General features: G+C 72.6%; 19 protein-coding genes. 12 read left to right on the top strand and 7 right to left on the bottom strand.

Annotation, left to right across the window (positions count from 1 at the left end):
- The first annotated feature begins 197 nt into the window (after positions 1–197).
- On the top strand, positions 198–1,127 hold the full coding sequence (locus AC1DZA_RS19550) for an aggregation-promoting factor C-terminal-like domain-containing protein (RefSeq protein WP_476774009.1): 930 nt from the start codon (positions 198–200) through the stop codon (positions 1,125–1,127).
- 69 nt (positions 1,128–1,196) lie between these two features.
- Here the strand turns inward: AC1DZA_RS19550 and AC1DZA_RS19545 are convergent, their stop codons facing one another.
- Positions 1,197–2,783 carry a Na+/H+ antiporter gene (locus tag AC1DZA_RS19545; RefSeq protein ID WP_476763620.1) on the bottom strand — a complete coding sequence of 529 codons (1,587 nt, stop codon included), beginning with the start codon at positions 2,781–2,783 and terminating at the stop codon, positions 1,197–1,199.
- Between the two features lie 103 nt (positions 2,784–2,886).
- Between AC1DZA_RS19545 and AC1DZA_RS19540 the strand changes: the two genes are divergently transcribed.
- Positions 2,887–4,308, top strand: coding sequence for a YihY/virulence factor BrkB family protein (locus AC1DZA_RS19540; RefSeq protein ID WP_476774008.1), 1,422 nt, complete (start codon positions 2,887–2,889; stop codon positions 4,306–4,308).
- Positions 4,200–4,706, top strand: coding sequence for a nitroreductase family deazaflavin-dependent oxidoreductase (locus tag AC1DZA_RS19535; RefSeq protein ID WP_476774007.1), 507 nt, complete (start codon positions 4,200–4,202; stop codon positions 4,704–4,706). The genes AC1DZA_RS19540 and AC1DZA_RS19535 overlap by 109 nt, the downstream gene beginning before the upstream one ends.
- A gap of 25 nt (positions 4,707–4,731) precedes the next feature.
- On the opposite strand, the gene AC1DZA_RS19530 is transcribed toward AC1DZA_RS19535, so the two are convergent.
- Positions 4,732–5,649: a LysR family transcriptional regulator gene (locus AC1DZA_RS19530; RefSeq protein WP_476774006.1), complete on the bottom strand. Its 918-nt coding sequence runs from the start codon at positions 5,647–5,649 to the stop codon at positions 4,732–4,734.
- A 72-nt stretch (positions 5,650–5,721) separates the two neighbouring features.
- On the opposite strand from AC1DZA_RS19530, the gene AC1DZA_RS19525 reads away from it, so the two are divergent.
- Genes AC1DZA_RS19525 through ligD form a run of 3 tightly spaced genes read left to right on the top strand, consistent with a single transcriptional unit; the run spans position 5,722 to position 8,477 of the window.
- Complete coding sequence (locus AC1DZA_RS19525) at positions 5,722–6,639, top strand: EamA family transporter (protein WP_476774005.1); 918 nt, start codon at positions 5,722–5,724, stop codon at positions 6,637–6,639.
- On the top strand, positions 6,636–7,436 hold the full coding sequence (locus AC1DZA_RS19520) for a lysophospholipid acyltransferase family protein (protein WP_476774004.1): 801 nt from the start codon (positions 6,636–6,638) through the stop codon (positions 7,434–7,436). The genes AC1DZA_RS19525 and AC1DZA_RS19520 overlap by 4 nt, the downstream gene beginning before the upstream one ends.
- Positions 7,437–7,454: 18 nt before the next feature.
- Positions 7,455–8,477: a non-homologous end-joining DNA ligase gene (gene ligD / locus AC1DZA_RS19515; RefSeq protein WP_476774003.1), complete on the top strand. Its 1,023-nt coding sequence runs from the start codon at positions 7,455–7,457 to the stop codon at positions 8,475–8,477.
- A 31-nt stretch (positions 8,478–8,508) separates the two neighbouring features.
- Here ligD and AC1DZA_RS19510 read toward each other — a convergent pair whose 3' ends face one another.
- Positions 8,509–9,297 (bottom strand): isocitrate lyase/PEP mutase family protein, encoded by a 789-nt coding sequence (locus AC1DZA_RS19510; RefSeq protein ID WP_476774002.1) that lies wholly within the window; start codon positions 9,295–9,297, stop codon positions 8,509–8,511.
- The gene (locus tag AC1DZA_RS19505) at positions 9,291–10,124 is read right to left on the bottom strand and encodes a cytochrome P450 family protein (RefSeq protein WP_476774001.1); all 834 of its coding nucleotides are present in this window, start codon (positions 10,122–10,124) and stop codon (positions 9,291–9,293) included. The genes AC1DZA_RS19510 and AC1DZA_RS19505 overlap by 7 nt, the downstream gene beginning before the upstream one ends.
- A 64-nt stretch (positions 10,125–10,188) precedes the next feature.
- On the opposite strand from AC1DZA_RS19505, the gene AC1DZA_RS19500 reads away from it, so the two are divergent.
- Positions 10,189–10,878 carry an ArsR/SmtB family transcription factor gene (locus tag AC1DZA_RS19500; protein WP_476774000.1) on the top strand — a complete coding sequence of 230 codons (690 nt, stop codon included), beginning with the start codon at positions 10,189–10,191 and terminating at the stop codon, positions 10,876–10,878.
- Between the two features lie 9 nt (positions 10,879–10,887).
- On the opposite strand, the gene AC1DZA_RS19495 is transcribed toward AC1DZA_RS19500, so the two are convergent.
- Positions 10,888–11,586, bottom strand: coding sequence for a GTP pyrophosphokinase (locus AC1DZA_RS19495; protein WP_476763748.1), 699 nt, complete (start codon positions 11,584–11,586; stop codon positions 10,888–10,890).
- 155 nt (positions 11,587–11,741) lie between these two features.
- On the opposite strand from AC1DZA_RS19495, the gene AC1DZA_RS19490 reads away from it, so the two are divergent.
- Positions 11,742–12,608 carry an MBL fold metallo-hydrolase gene (locus AC1DZA_RS19490; protein ID WP_476773999.1) on the top strand — a complete coding sequence of 289 codons (867 nt, stop codon included), beginning with the start codon at positions 11,742–11,744 and terminating at the stop codon, positions 12,606–12,608.
- Between the two features lie 10 nt (positions 12,609–12,618).
- On the opposite strand, the gene pdxR is transcribed toward AC1DZA_RS19490, so the two are convergent.
- Positions 12,619–14,022, bottom strand: a complete 1,404-nt coding sequence (pdxR, locus tag AC1DZA_RS19485) for a MocR-like pyridoxine biosynthesis transcription factor PdxR (protein WP_476773998.1) — start codon at positions 14,020–14,022, stop codon at positions 12,619–12,621.
- A gap of 45 nt (positions 14,023–14,067) precedes the next feature.
- Here pdxR and AC1DZA_RS19480 point away from each other — a divergent pair, with 45 nt between their 5' ends.
- The 3 genes from AC1DZA_RS19480 (at position 14,068) to AC1DZA_RS19470 (ending at position 15,822) form a co-directional block, all read left to right on the top strand.
- Complete coding sequence (locus AC1DZA_RS19480; RefSeq protein ID WP_309978084.1) at positions 14,068–14,559, top strand: carboxymuconolactone decarboxylase family protein; 492 nt, start codon at positions 14,068–14,070, stop codon at positions 14,557–14,559.
- 114 nt (positions 14,560–14,673) lie between these two features.
- Positions 14,674–15,297 carry a flavodoxin family protein gene (locus tag AC1DZA_RS19475; RefSeq protein WP_476773997.1) on the top strand — a complete coding sequence of 208 codons (624 nt, stop codon included), beginning with the start codon at positions 14,674–14,676 and terminating at the stop codon, positions 15,295–15,297.
- A gap of 48 nt (positions 15,298–15,345) precedes the next feature.
- Positions 15,346–15,822, top strand: a complete 477-nt coding sequence (locus tag AC1DZA_RS19470) for a VOC family protein (protein ID WP_476773996.1) — start codon at positions 15,346–15,348, stop codon at positions 15,820–15,822.
- Here the strand turns inward: AC1DZA_RS19470 and AC1DZA_RS19465 are convergent.
- Positions 15,819–16,241 carry a YchJ family protein gene (locus AC1DZA_RS19465; RefSeq protein ID WP_476773995.1) on the bottom strand — a complete coding sequence of 141 codons (423 nt, stop codon included), beginning with the start codon at positions 16,239–16,241 and terminating at the stop codon, positions 15,819–15,821. The genes AC1DZA_RS19470 and AC1DZA_RS19465 overlap by 4 nt on opposite strands.
- Positions 16,242–16,390: 149 nt before the next feature.
- Here AC1DZA_RS19465 and AC1DZA_RS19460 point away from each other — a divergent pair.
- Positions 16,391–16,916, top strand: a 526-nt coding sequence (locus tag AC1DZA_RS19460; RefSeq protein ID WP_476773994.1) for a hypothetical protein, incomplete at its 3' end; no start/stop codon positions are given.

The following is a 16,916-nucleotide window of genomic DNA, read 5'->3' as shown; positions in this document are numbered from 1 at the left end:
GCATCCGGGGCGGCCGTGATCGAACCGTGATAATCGAGCGATCGTCAATACCTTGGATGACATTCACAGGAACATGTGCGGAGACGTACAGAAGGGGTCGTCAGACTGGCCACTTCGCCCGGGCGCCCCCGCGTCTGTGGAACGTCGAGCAAGGAATCACGTGGCCCCGCGCCTCGGGACTCCGCCCCGTGAAAGTCATGCAGAACCAGCCTTCCTCCACTTCAGAGCACTCCATCACCGCCCCCGAGCCCCAGTCGGCCGGCCGCCGCGATCGACGCCGGCCCACCGGCTGGCGACGCGGACCACTCCTCGCCGCAGGCGCCGTCGCCGCGATCGGCGCCATGGTCGGCACCGGCTTCGCCGTGCAGGGCGCGGTCGCCGCGCAGAACGACCGCATCGCCGAGACCCGGGCGCTGACCGACGCCGCGAACCCCGACGTCAAGCAGCTCGACTCGCACGGCGGCATCCTCGAGGCCCGTGCGGTCAAGCAGGCCGAGGACACCCTCGCCGGCGCGAGCGACACCATCGCCGCCGCCCAGGGGAAGGCCGACGCCACGGCGCTGGCCGCCTCCGTGGCCGCCCTCGACGACTACAAGCTCCTCGCCCCCGAGCGGGTCTTCGCGCTCGTCGACTCCACGAAGGTGCACGCCGACAGCGTGCGGAACGCCGTCGCCGAGGCCGACCGGGTCGCAGCCGAGCAGGCCGCAGCCGCCGCGGCCGCCGCCGCAGCAGCGAAGGCCGCCGCCGAAGCGGCCGCCGCCGCCGAAGCCGCCGAATCCTCCTCGGGGTCGTCGTCGAGCTCTTCGCGACCCGGTGCGCCGTCGAACCCGAGCGCGGCCCAGGCCATCGCCCGTGACATGCTGCTCGCCCGCGGCTGGGGCGACGACCAGTTCGGCTGCCTCGTCGAGCTGTGGAACCACGAGTCGGGCTGGAACGTCTACGCCTCGAACCCGAGCGGCGCCTACGGCATCCCGCAGGCGCTGCCAGGCAGCAAGATGGCGACCGCCGGCCCCAATTGGCAGTCCGATCCCGCGACCCAGATCTCGTGGGGCCTCGGCTACATCACGGGCCGCTACGGCACCCCGTGCGGCGCGTGGGACTCGTTCAACTCGCAGGGCTGGTACTGATCCGGCTCCGGCCTCGCGCCGAGTGATCCTGAACGCCCCCGACGGTCCGCCGTCGGGGGCGTTCGCCGTTCAGTCCTCGTCGGCCGGAGCCGACAGGCGCAACTCCTCGAGGTCGATGCGCGCCTGCAGTCGTCGCAGGATGACGTCGTCGATGCGCCGGTCGTGCCGAAGCGCCAGGAGCGCGGCGCGCTTCGCCGGCAGGATGGCCAGGTGCAGCGCGTCCTCCTCGTCGCGCGCGCTCGCGTCACGGACGGCGGCCTCCGGACGGCCGTCCTCCCGGTGGATGAGCTGCAGCCGATCCTCGTAGGAGGTGCGCAGGCCGTCGACGATCGGACCGCTCGTGCCGAGCTCACCCGCTGCGACGGGAAGCGCCTCCAGCGCGGCACGGAGCATCGCCTGCTCGCCGAGGAGCTCCTCGTCGAACTCGCGCGGGTCGCGCGCGAGTCCCGACCACCGCACGACGGCCGGGAGCGTCAGCCCCTGCACGACGAGCGTGAAGAGGATCACGACGAACGTCACCGCGATCACGAGGTCGCGGCCGGGCAGCGGTGCGCCGTCCGAGGTCTGCTGCGGGAGGGCCAGCGCGGCGGCGAGCGACACGGCGCCGCGGAATCCGGCCCAGCTGATCGGGAACCGCTGGCGGAAGCCCACCCGCCGCGTGCGCTGCACCGGCCGGCGGTCGACGAGGCGGATCAGGTAGGGCGTGGTCACGCCCCAGAGCAGTCGCACCGCCATGACCCCGATGGCGCACGCCAGCCCGAAGAGCACGGCGCTCGGCCAGTCGGCGCCGAGTCCGTCGACCACGGGCTTCAGCTCGAGCCCGATGAGCACGAACAGGGCGCCGTTCAGCACGTAGCTCGCCAGCTGCCAGAAGCCGAACGTCTGCGCACGCGTCGCCGCCGTGATGATGCGCGGACCGACCTGGCTGATGACGAGGCCGCAGACGACCACGGCGACGACGCCGGATGCCCCGACCAGCTCGGCCGGCAGGTACGCCACGAACGGGGTGAGCACACTGAGGGTGCCGCCGAGCAGCCGGTCGCCGCGGAAGAGCTTCCGCACCTGGTAGGCGGCGAATCCGATCGCGAGCCCGATGCCGATGCCGACCGCATAGGCGTACAGGAACTGCACCGAGAGGCTGCCGGCCGTGATCGACGCGCCCGCGGTGGCCGCCCCGACCGCGACCGAGTACAGCACCAGGGCGGTCCCGTCGTTCAGCAGGCTCTCGGCTCGCAGGATCGTGCCCTGCCGGCGGGGGAGGCGTCGCACGACCGCGGCCACCGCCGTGGCATCCGTGGGCGACAGGATGGCACCGAGCGCGAGCGCCATCGGCCACGGCAGGCCGAACGACGAGGCGAGCCACGCGATCGCGAATGCCGTGATGAAGACGAGTCCGACCGCCAGCAGCACGATGACCCGGAGGTTGTCGCGGATCTCGCGGAGCGAGGTGTTCAGCGACTCCCAGTAGAGCAGCGCGGGGAGGAACAGCAGCAGCACGAGCTCGGGCGGCAGTTCCACGTGGATGCCGGGCACGAAGCTCAGCGCCGCACCCGCGAGCAGCAGGATGAGGGGTGCCGGCACGGGCACGCGCTGCGCGAGCATCCCGCCGCCGAGGATGGTGGCGCCGAGCACCACCACGAGGATCAGGCCTTCCATGTGCGCTCCTCCATCGGGTTCGAGGTCCAATGTAGGGGAGCGGGCGGAGGCGGTCGCGTGTCAAGCGCCTGCACGCGGCATCCGCCCTCGATAGCCTGACGGCATGGCCGATGAGCAGACGAAGACCGCCGGGGGAGGGCCGTTCGCGGGGCTCATCGCGTGGGGCAAGAGGGTCACGGCGTGGGCGCTCGCGACGCGGGCCGTGCGGGCGTGGTTCATCTACCTCGAGCACCACGGCCCGATGCTCGCCGACAGCATCACCTACCGCACCCTCTTCTCCGTGTTCGCCGGGGTGTTCCTCGGCTTCGCGATCGGCGGGGTGTGGCTCTCGGGTCAGCCCGACGCGATGCAGGCCATCGTGACGACGCTCGACGCCGCCATTCCCGGGCTCATCGGCGAGGACGCGCTCATCGACCCGGCCGACCTGATCCAGCCGCTCACCCTGAGCCTCACCGGGATCCTCGCCCTGGTCGGCCTCATCGGTGCGGCCATGGGCGCGGTCGGGTCACTGCGCATCGCGTTCCGCACCCTCGCCGACCAGCCCGACGACCAGACCTTCTTCGTCTGGGTGATGGGGCGCGACCTGCTGCTCGCCATCGGATTCGGCGCGGCGCTCACGGCGGCGGCCTTCGTGACCTTCTTCAGCACCACCGCGGTCGACACCATCCTCGGCTGGTTCGGCGCGTCGCAGACGGACGCCACCTCGGAGGTCGTCACCCGGGTCATCTCCACCGCGGTCATCTTCGCCATCGACACGGTGGTGATCGCGGCGATGTTCCGGATCCTGTCGGGCGTCAGGCCGAGCGCCCGGTCGCTGTGGGCCGGTGCGCTCCTCGGCGGCGTCGGCCTCACCGTGCTGCAGGTGCTCTCGAGCCTCTTCGTCGCCGGCGCGACCAGCAATCCGCTGCTCGCCTCGTTCGGCTCGCTCATCGCCCTGCTGCTCTGGTTCAACCTCTCGAGCCAGGTGATCCTCATCGTCGGGTCGTTCATCGTCGCGGCCGTCGACGAGGAGCACGACCGCGTCCGCGCCCGCTACGGCGCGTCGTCGATCGCGAGCGGGCCGACGCCGCGCAAGGCGACTAGTCAGCGAAGTCCGTCGTCGACGTCATCGACGTCGACGATCTCGACGACCTCGACCTCGTCGACCTCCAGCGTGTCACCGAGGTCGTCATCGTCGGCGTCGAGCACTTCCTCGACCTCCTCGTACTCCTCCTTGGGAAGCTCCGCGCTCAGTGGAAGCTCCGAGTCGGTGTACTCGCCCTCGAGCGGGTCTCCGGGTCGTCGTGCGTCGGACATGGCTCCTCCGATCGTCAGGGCCGGATCGCGTCCGCGTCGGCCTGCGCCCAAGGTACGGCGGCGATGGAGCGTCCGCAGGGGATTGACGCGGCCCGCCACGAGGGGTAGCAGAATGGCGTCATGCCCACTGTGCTGCAGGCCGTCCGATCCGTGGTGGCGCCGCTCACGAGGACCCGACTGTTCCGGGCGCTCGGACCGGTCGTCCTGCCGCCCGTCGAGCGCCTGCTGAGGCGCCTCACCGGCGGGCGAGTCCAGCTCAGCGGACTGCTCGTGCCCTCGCTCGTGCTGCACACGGTGGGCGCCAGGTCGGGCGAGCCGCGGGACGCGTACCTCATGTACACGCCCGACGGCCGAGGTCGCGCGATCGTGGCCGGCACCACGTTCGCCCAGGAGCGGCATCCGGCATGGACCCACAACCTGCTCGCCCACCCCGACGCGGCGATCACGGTGCGAGGGCGGCGGATGCCGGTGCGGGCGACGCTCATTCCCGAGGGCGAGCGCGACGCCGCGTGGGCGCGCATCGAGGCGCAGTGGCCCGGGTATCGGGGCTACGAGCGCGATTCGGGCCGGGTCGTGCGCCTCTTCCGCCTGCAGCCCCTGGCCGACCCTCATCACGCGTCGATGTGACGCGACCCGCATGCGGGACGTCGGGTCAGGCGGCCCCTGCGAGCGTCACGCGCGCGCCGGCGTCGACGAGCAGGCGCACGGCACGACGGATGCCGGGGCTCTCCGACATCGAGCGGCGGTAGGCCACGCGCACCTCCCGGACCTGGCTGTGGTCGGCGAGCGGGCGTGCGACGACACCCTCGGGCATGGGCTGGCGGCCGAGCCGCGGCACGAGCGAGATGGCGATCTCCTGGCGGGCCAGCTCGATGAGCGACGCGAAGTCGGGGTCCTCGACGACGATGCGCGGTACCGCCCCCAGGTCGGCGAAGATGCGCAGCAGCGCCTCGTGGCAGATCGCACCCTTGGGCGTGCTCGCCCAGGCCTCGTCGACGAGGTCGGCTCGCTCCACCTCGTCGAGCTCGGCGAGCGGATGCCGCGCCGGAAGCACCACGTCGGCCTCGTCGCTGCACACGTGCTCCGTGACCACGTGCGCGGGCGCGACCAGCGGCACCGAGTTCCAGTTGTGCACGACGGCCAGGTCGGCGACGCCCGAGGCGACCATCTCCATCGCGACGAACGGGTCGACGCTCGTGACCGTGGCGAGCACGGGCTCGTCGCCGGCACGGAGGTCGCGCAGCAGGGGCGCCACCAGGCCGCGCGTGGCGGTGGAGAACGAGGCGATGCGCATCGGCGCCGAACGGCGGGTGCCGCTCGCCGCGAGCGCCTCGAGCCGCTCGAGGCCCGTGAGGAGCTCTCGCCCCTCGGTGGCCAGGGCGCGTCCGCGATCGGTGAGGAGGACGCCCCGGCCGCGGCGCTCGAGGAAGACGGCGTCGAGGTCGCGTTCGAGCTTCTTCACCTGCTGGGAGACGGCCGACGGCGTGTAGCCCAGTCGCTCCGCGGCCGCGACGACCGAGCCGTCGCGATCGACGGCGACGAGCGCACGGAGGCCCTGCAGGTCGATCATGAAGCGATCGTACGTGATCAGCGCAACCATTCGGAACTGGTGCTGACGTTTGGGTGCTGCGAGGCTGGCATCGTGACCCCCCGACACCTCATCCTCGGACTCCTCGTCGCCATCGTCTGGGGCGTGAACTTCGTCGTCATCGACCTCGGCCTGCGGGACACCCCGCCGCTCGTGCTCGTGGCCCTCCGGTTCGCCCTGGTCGCGGTGCCGCTCGTCTTCATCGTGCCGAAGCCGGATGCCTCGTGGCGGGTGCTCGCCGGCATCGGCCTGTTCATGAGCGCGGGCCAGTTCGGCCTGCTGTTCACCGCCATGCACCTCGGGCTTCCCGCCGGCCTCGCCGCGGTGGTGCTGCAGTGCCAGATGATCTTCACGCTCGTGATCGGCGCCGTCGCCCTGCGCGAGCGACCGACGCCGATCCAACTCCTCGGCGCGCTCGTGGCCGTGGCGGGACTGGGGATCGTGGCCGCGGGACGGCTCGAGGGTGCGGCGGGTGCCGCGGCGATCCTGCCGATGCTCGTCTGCATGGCCGCGGGCCTCAGCTGGGGGATCGGGAACGTGATCTCGCGCTCCGCAGCGGGCGCCAACGGCTTCGGCATCGTGGTGTGGTCCGCGCTCTTCGTGCCGGTGCCGGTGCTCGCCCTGAGTCTCGTGCTCGACGGCCCGGCGATCGTCGGCGACGCGTTCGCCACCATCGGGTGGCCCACGGTCATCAGCGTCGGCTACACCGCTGGGGTCGCGTCGCTGGTCGGCTACACGATCTGGAACATGCTGCTCGGGAAGTACCCGGCTGCGCTCGTCGCACCGTTCGCGCTCCTCGTCCCCCCGGTCGGGCTCGCCGCGGCCGCGCTCTGGCTCGGGCAGATTCCGAACACGCTCGAGCTCGTCGGCAGTGCGGTGCTCGTCGCCGGCGTAGCCGCCGGGCAGCTGCGGGGCCTGGGCGAGCGCTGGTTCAGGCGCCGTCCAGTGGCAGCGCCTACGCTCAGGGGATGACGCGTCGACGCGAGAGCGAACCCATCTACAGCGTGGCGATCGTCGCGGGTCGCGGACTCTTCGGCTTCTGGCGGCTCAAGCGGCAGGTCAGCGGCGTCGAGCACGTGCCCGCCTCGGGCGGAGCGGTGCTCGCGATGACGCACTTCGGCTACCTCGACTTCGCCCTCGTGGAGTGGGTGACGTGGCTGGCGAACCGCCGCCGCATCCGCTTCATGGCCAAGCAGGGCGCGTTCGACAAGCCCGTCGTCGGATGGCTCCTGCGGGGCATGCGGCACATCGCCGTCGACATGAAGGCCGGAGCGGCGGCCTACGCCAAGGCGGTCGAAGCACTCCGCAGCGGCGAGCTGCTCGGCGTGTTCCCCGAGGCGGGCGTCAGTGCGTCGTTCACGGTGCGCGAGCTCAAGACCGGCGCCGTGCGCCTCGCCGCCGAGGCGGACGTGCCGGTCGTCCCGGTCGCCGTCTGGGGCGGCCAGCGGCTGCTCACGAAGCGCCATCGCATCAGGTTCCGGGAGCGCTTCGGCGTGCCGGTCGCCTTCGCCTTCGGTCCGCCCATCACGGTCGCCGCCGACGAGGAACCGCACGTCGCCACGGATCGGCTGCGCACGTCGCTCCAGGGCCTCGTCGACGACCTGCAGCGCCGGTACCCCGTCGACGGCACCGGCGCGTGGTGGCAGCCGAGGCGTCTCGGGGGCACGGCCCCCACGCCCGAGGAGGCCGCGGCCGCGGATGCCGCTCGGGATGCCGCGCGCGAGGCCGCTCGGGAGCAGGCGCGTGGCACGGGGGGTGTGTCGCACTGAGGGAGTAGCGTCGGCAGCATGGCCGGCGCTGCAGCAACGCTCACTGTCCCCGGTCCGCACGGCGATCGCGACGTGCGGATCTCCTCACCCACGCGGGTGCTCTGGCCCGAACTGGGCATCACGAAGCTCGAGCTCGCCGAGTACCTCGTCGCCGTCGGCGACGCGTTCATCGAGGCGAACGGCGACCGTCCCGTCTCCCTCCAGCGGTTCCCCGAGGGAATCGACGGCGAGCAGTTCTTCTCGAAGAACCCGCCGAAGGGGGCACCCGAGTGGGTGCGATCGGTCACCGTCACGTACCCCAGTGGCCGGCGGCATCCGCAGCTCGTGCTCGACGAACCCGCCGCCGCCGTCTGGGCCGCGCAGATGAACACGATCGTCTTCCACCCGTGGGCGTCGAGCGCCGGAGACACCGACGACCCCGACCAGTTGCGCATCGACCTCGACCCGCAGCCGGGCACGGGCTTCTCCGAGGCGGTGCCCGCCGCGCTCGCCCTGCGCGAGCTCATGGCCGAGGTCGGGCTGACGGCGTTCGTGAAGACGTCGGGGAGCCGTGGCATCCACGTCTTCGCCCCGATCCAGCCCGAGCACGAGTTCCTCGACGTGCGGCACGCGGTCATCGCGCTCGCTCGCGAGCTCGAGCGCCGCATGCCCGAGCAGCTCACCACCGCCTGGTGGAAGGAGGAGCGCGGCGACCGCATCTTCATCGACTACAACCAGGCCAACCGCGACCGCACGATGGCGGGGGCCTACAGCCCGCGACCGCTCCCGCACGCGCCCGTGTCGTGCCCGCTCGAATGGGACGAACTCGAGACGGCCGATCCGGCGCGGTTCACGATCCGCACGATTCCCGACCGGCTGCGCGACGTGGGCGACCCCTGGGCCGGCATGCGCTTGAACCCCGGACGCCTCACCACTTTGATGGAGTGGTGGCAGCGCGACCTCGACGACGGGCTCGGCGAGCTGCCGTTCCCGCCCGACTTCCCCAAGATGCCGGGGGAGCCCATGCGGGTGCAGCCGAGCCGGGCGCGCAACGCCGAGTGACGCGGCCGGCTGCGCGAGCCGCTGCCCGCTCTCACGGCATCGAGGCGACCAGTTCGTACGTCGGCGTGCCGGGCGGGGGAGTGAACGCCCCGTCCCGCACCGCCTGCGCGGCTGCTCCGGTGGCGCCGAGCGCGACCCGGAGGAGCAGTGATCCCGTGCTCACGCGCGCCACTCGCGCCGCGGCCAGGTCGGCGAGCGGCAGGCCCGGCTGCACGAGCACGTTGAGCGGTGCCGGGATCTCGTCGGCGAGGGTCGCGATGCGCTCGATGGTCAGCGTTCCCGGCACGAACACGCCCGTGGCCCCGGCCGCGAGGTAGCGACGCGTCCGACGCACCGCCTCCTCGTGGCGTTCCGCGGGACTGGCGTGGCCGCCGATCCAGAAGGGATCCGTGCGCGCGTTGATGAAGATCGCCGGCGCCGCCGCCGCGATCGCGGCGATCTTCGCGGCGGCCAGGGCCGGGTCGACGAGGCGGCCCGCAACGTCGGAGTCCTCGAGGTTCACCCCGAGCACGCCGAGCTCGGCGAGTCGCGCCACGTAGGCCGCGACCGCCGCGGGGTCCTCGGAGAACCCGGCCTCGACGTCGACGGTCACGGCGATCGACGCGGCGGCGAGGCGTTCCGCGAGCGCCAAGGTCTCATCGGCGGTCCGGCCGGCGCCGTCGGGGAGCCCTGCGGCGACGGCGACGCCGAGACTCGTGGTGCCGACGACGGGGAAGCCCTGCGCCGTCAGCCATCGCGCCGACGCGAGGTCCCACGCGTTCGGGAGCACGAACGGATCGCCGGGCCGGTGCAGCGCGCGGAAGTCCTCGGGCGTCAGCATGCGCGGAGCTCCTCGACGACGGCGCCGGCGATGGCGAGCGCCAGGTGCTGGGCGGGGCACGCTCGCGTGCCCGCTCCGAAGGCGAGCGAGCGCGGCGGATGTCCCGGGCCGGCGTCGGAGTCGGGTCCGTCGAGGTGCAGCGCCACCACCGTGCCGTCGGGTGCGACCCGGCGGGTGGAGCGCACGGGAGAGTCGTCGCGCAGCGCGGTCGCGAGCAGGTCGGCGGTCGAGGTGGTCGTCGGCGCCGCCTGCGCACCCCGCATCGCCCCCTCGATGAGTCCGGCCGTGGCGGCATGCGCCTGCACCAGCACCTGGACGCCGAGCTCACGGGTCTCGTCCTCGACGTCGACGTCGCCGCCGGCGCCCGTCACGGCATGGGCCGCTCGCAGCGCGGCGGCGAGGAGAAGCACCACGCTCGCGTCGACCTCAGCGCTGCCGACGCCGCTCGCGTAGGCCGGCGCGACCTGGGCGACGAGCCGAGGCAGGTCGTCGGGGCGCTCGAAGCCGAGCCGAGCGGCGAGGCAGGCGACGGGTACGCTGCGGGCGACGGTCGCGACGACCTCGATGCCGACTGCCCCTCCGGCCTCACGCACGATCGCGCGGGTCCGGGATGCCGCGTCGGCGGCGAGCTCCACCGGATCGAGCCGCGCCAGGGTCTGCTCGATCGCGCGTCGGCGTCGGTCGTGCACGTCCCCGTTCACGAAGCGGGAGGCACGCGAGCGGAACCTGCCGAACGGACCGGCCGCCGCGGCATCCGCCTCGGGCACGGCGAACCGGGAGTCGTGGAGGATTCGCGCCACGTCGCGCCGATCGAGGACGTCATCCATCCTGCAACGGTAGGTCGGCAACGGTTCGTCGCACGCCGAAGTGTGCCGGTCGTATCGTTGAGGCATGCACGGAGACGCCGACCTCGCCACGCCCGCACGGCTCATGGGTGAGCCGGCGCGTGCGGCGATGCTCGTGGCCCTCCTCGACGGCCGGTCGCTGCCCGCCGGCGAGTTGGCCGCCATCGCGGGCGTGCGACCGCCGACCGCGAGCGCCCACCTGGCGCAGCTCGTCGACGGCGGTCTGGTGACCGACCGCCGGCTGGGCCGGCACCGCTACTTCGCGCTCGCGGGGCCTGAGGTGGCCGACGCCGTCGAGGCGCTGCAGCGCATCGCCCCGCGTCAGGCGGTGACGTCCTACCGGCAGTCGGCGACCGCCGAGCGGCTCGCCGAGGCGCGCTCGTGCTACGACCACCTCGCCGGGCGGGTCGCCCTCCAGCTCGCCGACGCCCTGATCGCGGAGGGCGTGATCGAGCGGCTCGAGCCGGGCAGCGCCGGACGCCTCATCGCCGACGCCGCGGTGCCGGGCACGCTCGCCGCACGCCTGGGAGCGGCCGAGGTCGCGGCATCCGCCGGTCGTCGTCCGGCCGTGCGCGGATGCCTCGACTGGACCGAGCGGCGGCCGCACATCGCCGGGCGACTCGGGGCGCACCTCCTCGACGCGGTGCTCGCCGAGGGATGGCTCGCGCGCGTGCCGGGCGACCGGTCGTTGCGCGTCACCGACGCCGGGCGTGCGGCGTTCGCGGCGCTCGGCTGACGGGACCCTTCAGATCGCGACGCGACCGCGCTCGTACGACGGCGCTCCGTGCACCTCACGATGCAGCCGCTCCATGCGCGCGTCGAGCTCGGCCGCCGTGTGCGCGGCATCCGTGAGCCCGTCGAGCAGCTCCTGCGGCACCTGCCGGTCGTACTTGTAGTAGATCTTGTGCTCGAGGCTCGCCCAGAAGTCCATCGCGATGGTGCGGATCTGCACCTCGACGGCGACCGGGTGGGCGCCCGACGAGAGGAACACGGGCACCTCGACGATGAGATGCAGGCTCTGGTAGCCGTTCTCCTTGGGCTCGGCGATGTAGTCCTTCACCTTGAGCACCCGGATGTCGCGCTGCGCCGTGAGCAGCTCGGCGAGCCGATAGGCGTCGGTGACGAAGCTGCACGTCACCCGCACGCCCGCGATGTCGGTGACGGTCTCGCGGATCGAGTCGAACGTCGGCTCGATGCCCTTGCGCTGCATCTTCGCGATGACGCTGTCGAGGCTCTTCAGGCGGCTCGAGATGTGCTCGATGGGGTTGTAGTCGTGCGTCTGGCTGAATTCCTCGCGCAGGATCGAGAGCTTCGTGATGACCTCGTCCATGCCGAACTTGTAGCGCAGCATGAACCGCTCGGTGTCGTCGCGCAGGGCGCGCATCTCGTCGAGCGTGCGACCGTCGATGGACTCCAAGGTGCGCTGGGCGCGAGCCGTGAGCATGTGCGGCGCGTCGTCGCGAGGAGTGTTCTGGATGCCGTCGAGCGGGGTCACGCGAGCCACGCTACGGGGGCAACCTCTGCATTCGCTTTGACCCGTCGATGTTCCGACGGTGTTCGGCTGGTGTTGCGTCGAGGGCGGGTCGCTAGGCTCAGACGATGGGGACCTGGACCTCGGTCGCCTCCGGGGTGCACCAGCATCGCGGCGGCCCGTTCGACCTCTCCGTCGTCGTCATCGAGGGCGGCGGCGGGCTCCTCGTCGTCGACACGGGGGCCGACCCCATCGAGGCCGCCGACCTGCTCGCCGAGATCGCGACGCGATTCCCTGCGCCGGTGCGATGGGTGGTGAACACGCACGCGCATTTCGACCACACGTTCGGCAATCAGGCCTTCGGGCCCGGTTCGGCGACGGATGCCGCGATCCACGGCCATGCGGGCATCGCGGCGCATTTCGAGCGCTACGAGGGCCCGCGCCTCGCCGCGTGGCGGGCCGATCACACCCGCGAGCCCGGACGGCGGTGGCACGACGTGCGGCTCGTCGCTCCGACGCATCCGGTCGAGCGGATGACGCGCCTCGACGTCGGCGGCCGCATCGTGGAGCTGCGACCTCAGCCGACGGCGCACACCGACACCGACCTGGTGCTGTTCGTCCCCGACGCGGGTACGTGGATCGTGGGCGACCTGGTCGAGGAGTCGGGTCCGCCGATGTACGGGTCGGGCAGCTACCCGCTCGACTGGCCCGGGGTGCTCGAAGGGCTCGTCGCCGGCATGCGGGCGGGAGACGTCGTGGTGCCCGGACACGGGCAGGTGGTCGATCGCGCCTTCGTGGCCCGGCAGGCCGCAGAGCTCGCCGAGATCGCCCGCCGCTTCCGGGAGGCGCACGACGCGGGACGGTCGACGGCCGAGGCGTTGGCGGCCCATGCCGAATGGCCGGTGCCGGTCGACGGACTCGGCGGCGCGGTGGAGCGTGCCTACGCGGCCCTCGACGGCCTGCCGCTCGACGAGGGCAGCATCGAGGACGCCTGAGCGGCACCGGTCAGACGATGTCGACCGAGCGTACGGCCCTGATCGCGACGTCGATCGCCTCGTCGAAGCGATGCGACGGGGGAGCGCCGTAGCCGACCACCATGGCCGGCGGATGCCGCCACTCGCTGCCTGCGAGGCGGAAGGAGGCCAGCCCATCGAAGCGGAGTCCCAGCCGTTCGGCTGCCTCGGTGACCCGCGTCTCGCTCGTGGCGGACGGCAGTTCGAGGAGGCAGTGCAGCCCGGCCGCGAGGCCCGTGATGCGGCATCCGGGCAGGTCATCCGCGACCCGCGCCTCGAGGGCGAGCCGTCGTGCCCGGTACTCGGCGCGGAGCCGGCGGACGTTGCGGTCGTAGTCGAGCGAGGCGATGAACCGCTCGAGGGTCCGCTGGTTCAGCACGTCTGAGGTGGCGCCCGTGAGCCGCCGTTGCGCCGAGATCGGCGCGAGCAGGCGCTCGGGCACCACCGCCCACGCGAGGCCCACAGCGGGTGCGAGGCTCTTCGACGCGGTGCCGGCGTACAGCACGTGGCGGGGCGCGAGCGCCTGGAGCGCGCCGACCGCACGTCGGTCGTAGCGGAACTCGCCGTCGTAGTCGTCCTCGATCACGAGCCCACCGGTGCGCTCGGCCCACTCCACCACCGCGCGCCGCCGGGCTGGGCTGAGCGGAACACCGACGGGGAACTGGTGCGCGGCGGTGAGGAGCACCGCGTCCACGTCGCCCAGTTCCTCGATCACGGCGCCGCCCGCGTCGACCCGCACCGGCACGGGCGCGAGCCCCGCCGCGCGCACGATCTCGCGGTGCGCCTCGTGGCCGACCTCCTCGACGGCGATGCGTCGCGCGCCCTCGGCCGCGAGCGCCCGGCACGTCAGGCCCAGGAGCTCCCCGAATCCCCGGGTCACGATCGTGCGATCGGCGGTAGCGGCCACGCCGCGCACGCGGCCGAGGTACTCCGCAAGCGACGCACGCAGCGCCAGGGTGCCGCGATCGGGCGCGTAGCCCAGTTCGGCCGCCGGCGCGTTCAGCACGGCATACCTCGCAGCGGCGGCCCATGCGCGACGGGGGAACGACGAGGCATCCGGGATGCCGCCCCGCAGGTCGAGGCGGGCGCGCGGCGCCGTCGCGGCATCCGTGGCGTGGGCGGTCGGCTCGGCGGCACGTCGGCTCACCCACGTGCCCGCGCCGACGCGAGCCTCGAGCCACCCCTCGGCGGTGAGCTGCGCGTAGACGTCGGCGATGCTGTTGCGCGCGATGCCGAGGTCGGCGGCGAGCGTGCGCGACGCGGGGAGCCTGGTGCCCGAGGCGAGACGGCCCTCGGTGATCGCCGATCGGAGCCCGTGCTCGAGCGCTGCCGCCCGCCCACCCGCGCCGAGCTCGAGGTGCAGGTCGAGGCCCGGAATGGCCCATGTTCGATCCATGGAATTGGACTGTAGCAGTGGGCCGTTCCTTCGTAGCGTTGAGCCATGACCTTCACCGACTCGCTCGTCGACATCCCCGTCCGCCTCGACTTCGACCAGCTCGTGCCCCGCTTCTCGCGGGCCGTCGCCTCGCTCGACCACGCCGCCACCGGTGAGCTCGACCGCGCCGGGGTGGATCCGGCGCTCCGCGAGCTCGTGCGACTGCGAGCATCGCAACTCAACGGCTGCGCCTACTGCGTCGACCAGCACGCGAACGACGGCCGCGCGGCGGGGGTCACCGACCAGAAGCTCCACGCCGTCGCGATCTGGCGCGACTCCGGCCTCTTCACCGCCGCCGAGCGGTCGGCACTGGAACTGACCGAATCCGTCACCCGGCTCTCGGAGACGCACGTGCCCGACGCCGTCGTCGACCACGCTCGGGCCGTGCTCGGCGAGGAGCAGCTCGCCGCCCTGCTCTCGCTCATCGTCGCGATCAACGCCTGGAACATGATCGGCGTCACGACGCGCTGCTGGCCGGTGCACCGCACCGCCGGCTGAGCCGCCCCGCACCCCGCCTGTGCCGCATCCGCACCTCGGCCGCATCGTGTCAAGCCGCTACCATGCCCGCCGGTACGCCGATAGGAACGGAAGGGACGACACGAAGGGCAGCACATGCGCATCACCGACCAGACCGTCCTCCTCCTCAACTGCACGCTGAAGCACGCCCCCGAGGAGTCCAGCTGCCAGCTCATGGCCGAACAGCTCCTCGGGGGCTTCGCGGGTCGCGGAGCCGACGGCGACATCGTGCGGGTCGTCGACCTCGATGTCGCCCCCGGCGTCGAGGCCGACATGGGCGAGGGCGACGCCTGGCCCGCGCTTCGCGCGCGCATCCTCGACGCCGACATCCTCGTCATCATCACGCCCACCTGGCTCGGCCACATGTCGAGCGTCGCCCAGCGGGTGCTCGAGCGGCTCGACGCCGAGCTCTCCGCGTTCGACGACGAGGGACGGCCGATCCTGTTCGGCCATGTCGCGGCGACCGCGGTGCTCGGCAACGAGGACGGGGCGCACAAGATCACGGCCGACCTCCACCAGGCGCTGAACGACGTCGGGTTCACGGTGCCGGCGCAGGGGGGCACCTACTGGAACGGCGCCGCCATGGAGACGACCGACTACAAGGACCTGGGCGAGACGCCGCCCGCCGTGCTCCAGGCGAACGCCACGCTCGTGGCGAACGCGGTGCATCTCGCGCGCGTGCTGTCGGAGCATCCGTACCCGGTCGTCCCAAGCAGCTGATCGCCGTCGCGGGTCGCGCGATCGGTGCCATCCTGCGAGGATGCGGCCATGACGGATGCTCCAGCACGCCCGGTCCTGCAACTCCGCGTCGTCGTCGAGGCGAGCGACTACGACGCGGCGGTCGCGTTCTACCGCGACACCCTCGGCCTGCCCGAGTACCTCGCCTTCGCGGAGGGCGGCGACGAGCGCGTCGTCATCCTCGATGCCGGGCGTGCGACCCTCGAGATCGCGAACCCGGCGCACAAGCGCGCGATCGACCGCATCGAGGCGGGCGGCGCCGAGAGCCCGCACATCCGCCTCGCCTTCGAGGTCGAGGACGCGGCGGGGATGACCCGACGTCTCGAGGGCGTCGGCGCGCGCGTCATCGCCGAACCGGTCGTCACGCCGTGGCAGTCACTGAACTCCCGGCTCGACGCCCCGGCCGGCGTGCAGGTCACGCTCTTCCAGGAACTCCTCGAGTCGGGCGAGCGCGCCGTGCTCGACGGCTTCGCAACCGACGACGAGCGCGACGCGACGCCGAGCTAGTCGATCGCGTCGACGTAGCGCCACCGGCCCTGTTCGCGGAGGAAGCGGCTCGTCTCGTGCTGCTCGCCGCGGTCGGTGCGGTCGGCGTCATTTCGCCAGTACGCGCGGAACTCGACGACGCCGTCACGGTCGAGCGGGCCACCGCGCTCCCGTCGCTCGATGTCGAGGCGATACCACCGCACGGCCGGGTCGAGCGCGAGCTCGGCGGGTCGCGTCGACGGATGCCACGTCTCGAGCAGGTAGTCGCGTGCCCCCACGGCGTAGCCCGTGTACCTCGATCGCATGAGCTGCTCGGCCGTCGGCGCGTGCGCACGGCCGGTGATGAACCGGGCGCAGCACTCGCTGAACGGCGACCCGCTGAGGCACGGGCACCGATCGCTCGCCGACGGCTGCGGGAAGGCGCTGGAGGGAGTCGGCATCCTCCCAGTATCCCGGGTTGCGGCCGACCACAGTCATGACTTGCACAGGACAAACTGAGGATCTGTCCAGATTCGCCCGGCAGAGTGTCTGACTTGTGCCCCGGCTCGGAGGCGCACCCCGACCACCTGTCCGAGCCGCCCCTGAACCTATGCGAATCATCACTGCCATCACCCGTGCCCACTCCTCGACCCCCTCGACCGACGCCGCGAACCCCGGCTCCCGCCGTGGACTGCGCCGCCGCCGCATCGGCCGCCGCCGCCTCATCGTCGCCGGTGCCGTCATCGCGACCGGTGTCCTCGTCGGCACCGGCTTCACCGTGCAGAACGCCGTCGCCACCCAGGCCCGCATCGACGCCACGATGGCGCTGAACGCCACCAGCGGCCTGCGCCACGAGCAGCTCGGCGCGTATCGCGGCATCGCCGCGGCCAAGGCCCTCGACAACGCCGAGGACACCATCACCGCCGCGAACGCGACCCTCGCCGCGGCGAACGGCAAGGTCGACGCGTCGGGTCTCGCGGCGTCCGTCGCCTCGCTCAGCGACTACCGCAGCATCCCGGTCGACGAGGTCGTCGACCTCACCAAGGTGACGCGCGCCGAGGCGGAGAAGACGGCGGCGGCCGCCGCCGCCTTCGACCAGGCGCAGGCCGAGGCCGCCGCGGCGGCCGCCGCAGCGG

Source organism: Agromyces sp. P2_B3 (genome assembly GCF_056404815.1).
The sequence above is the reverse complement of the archived record's forward strand: the minus strand, read 5'-3'. Positions and strand labels throughout refer to the sequence as shown.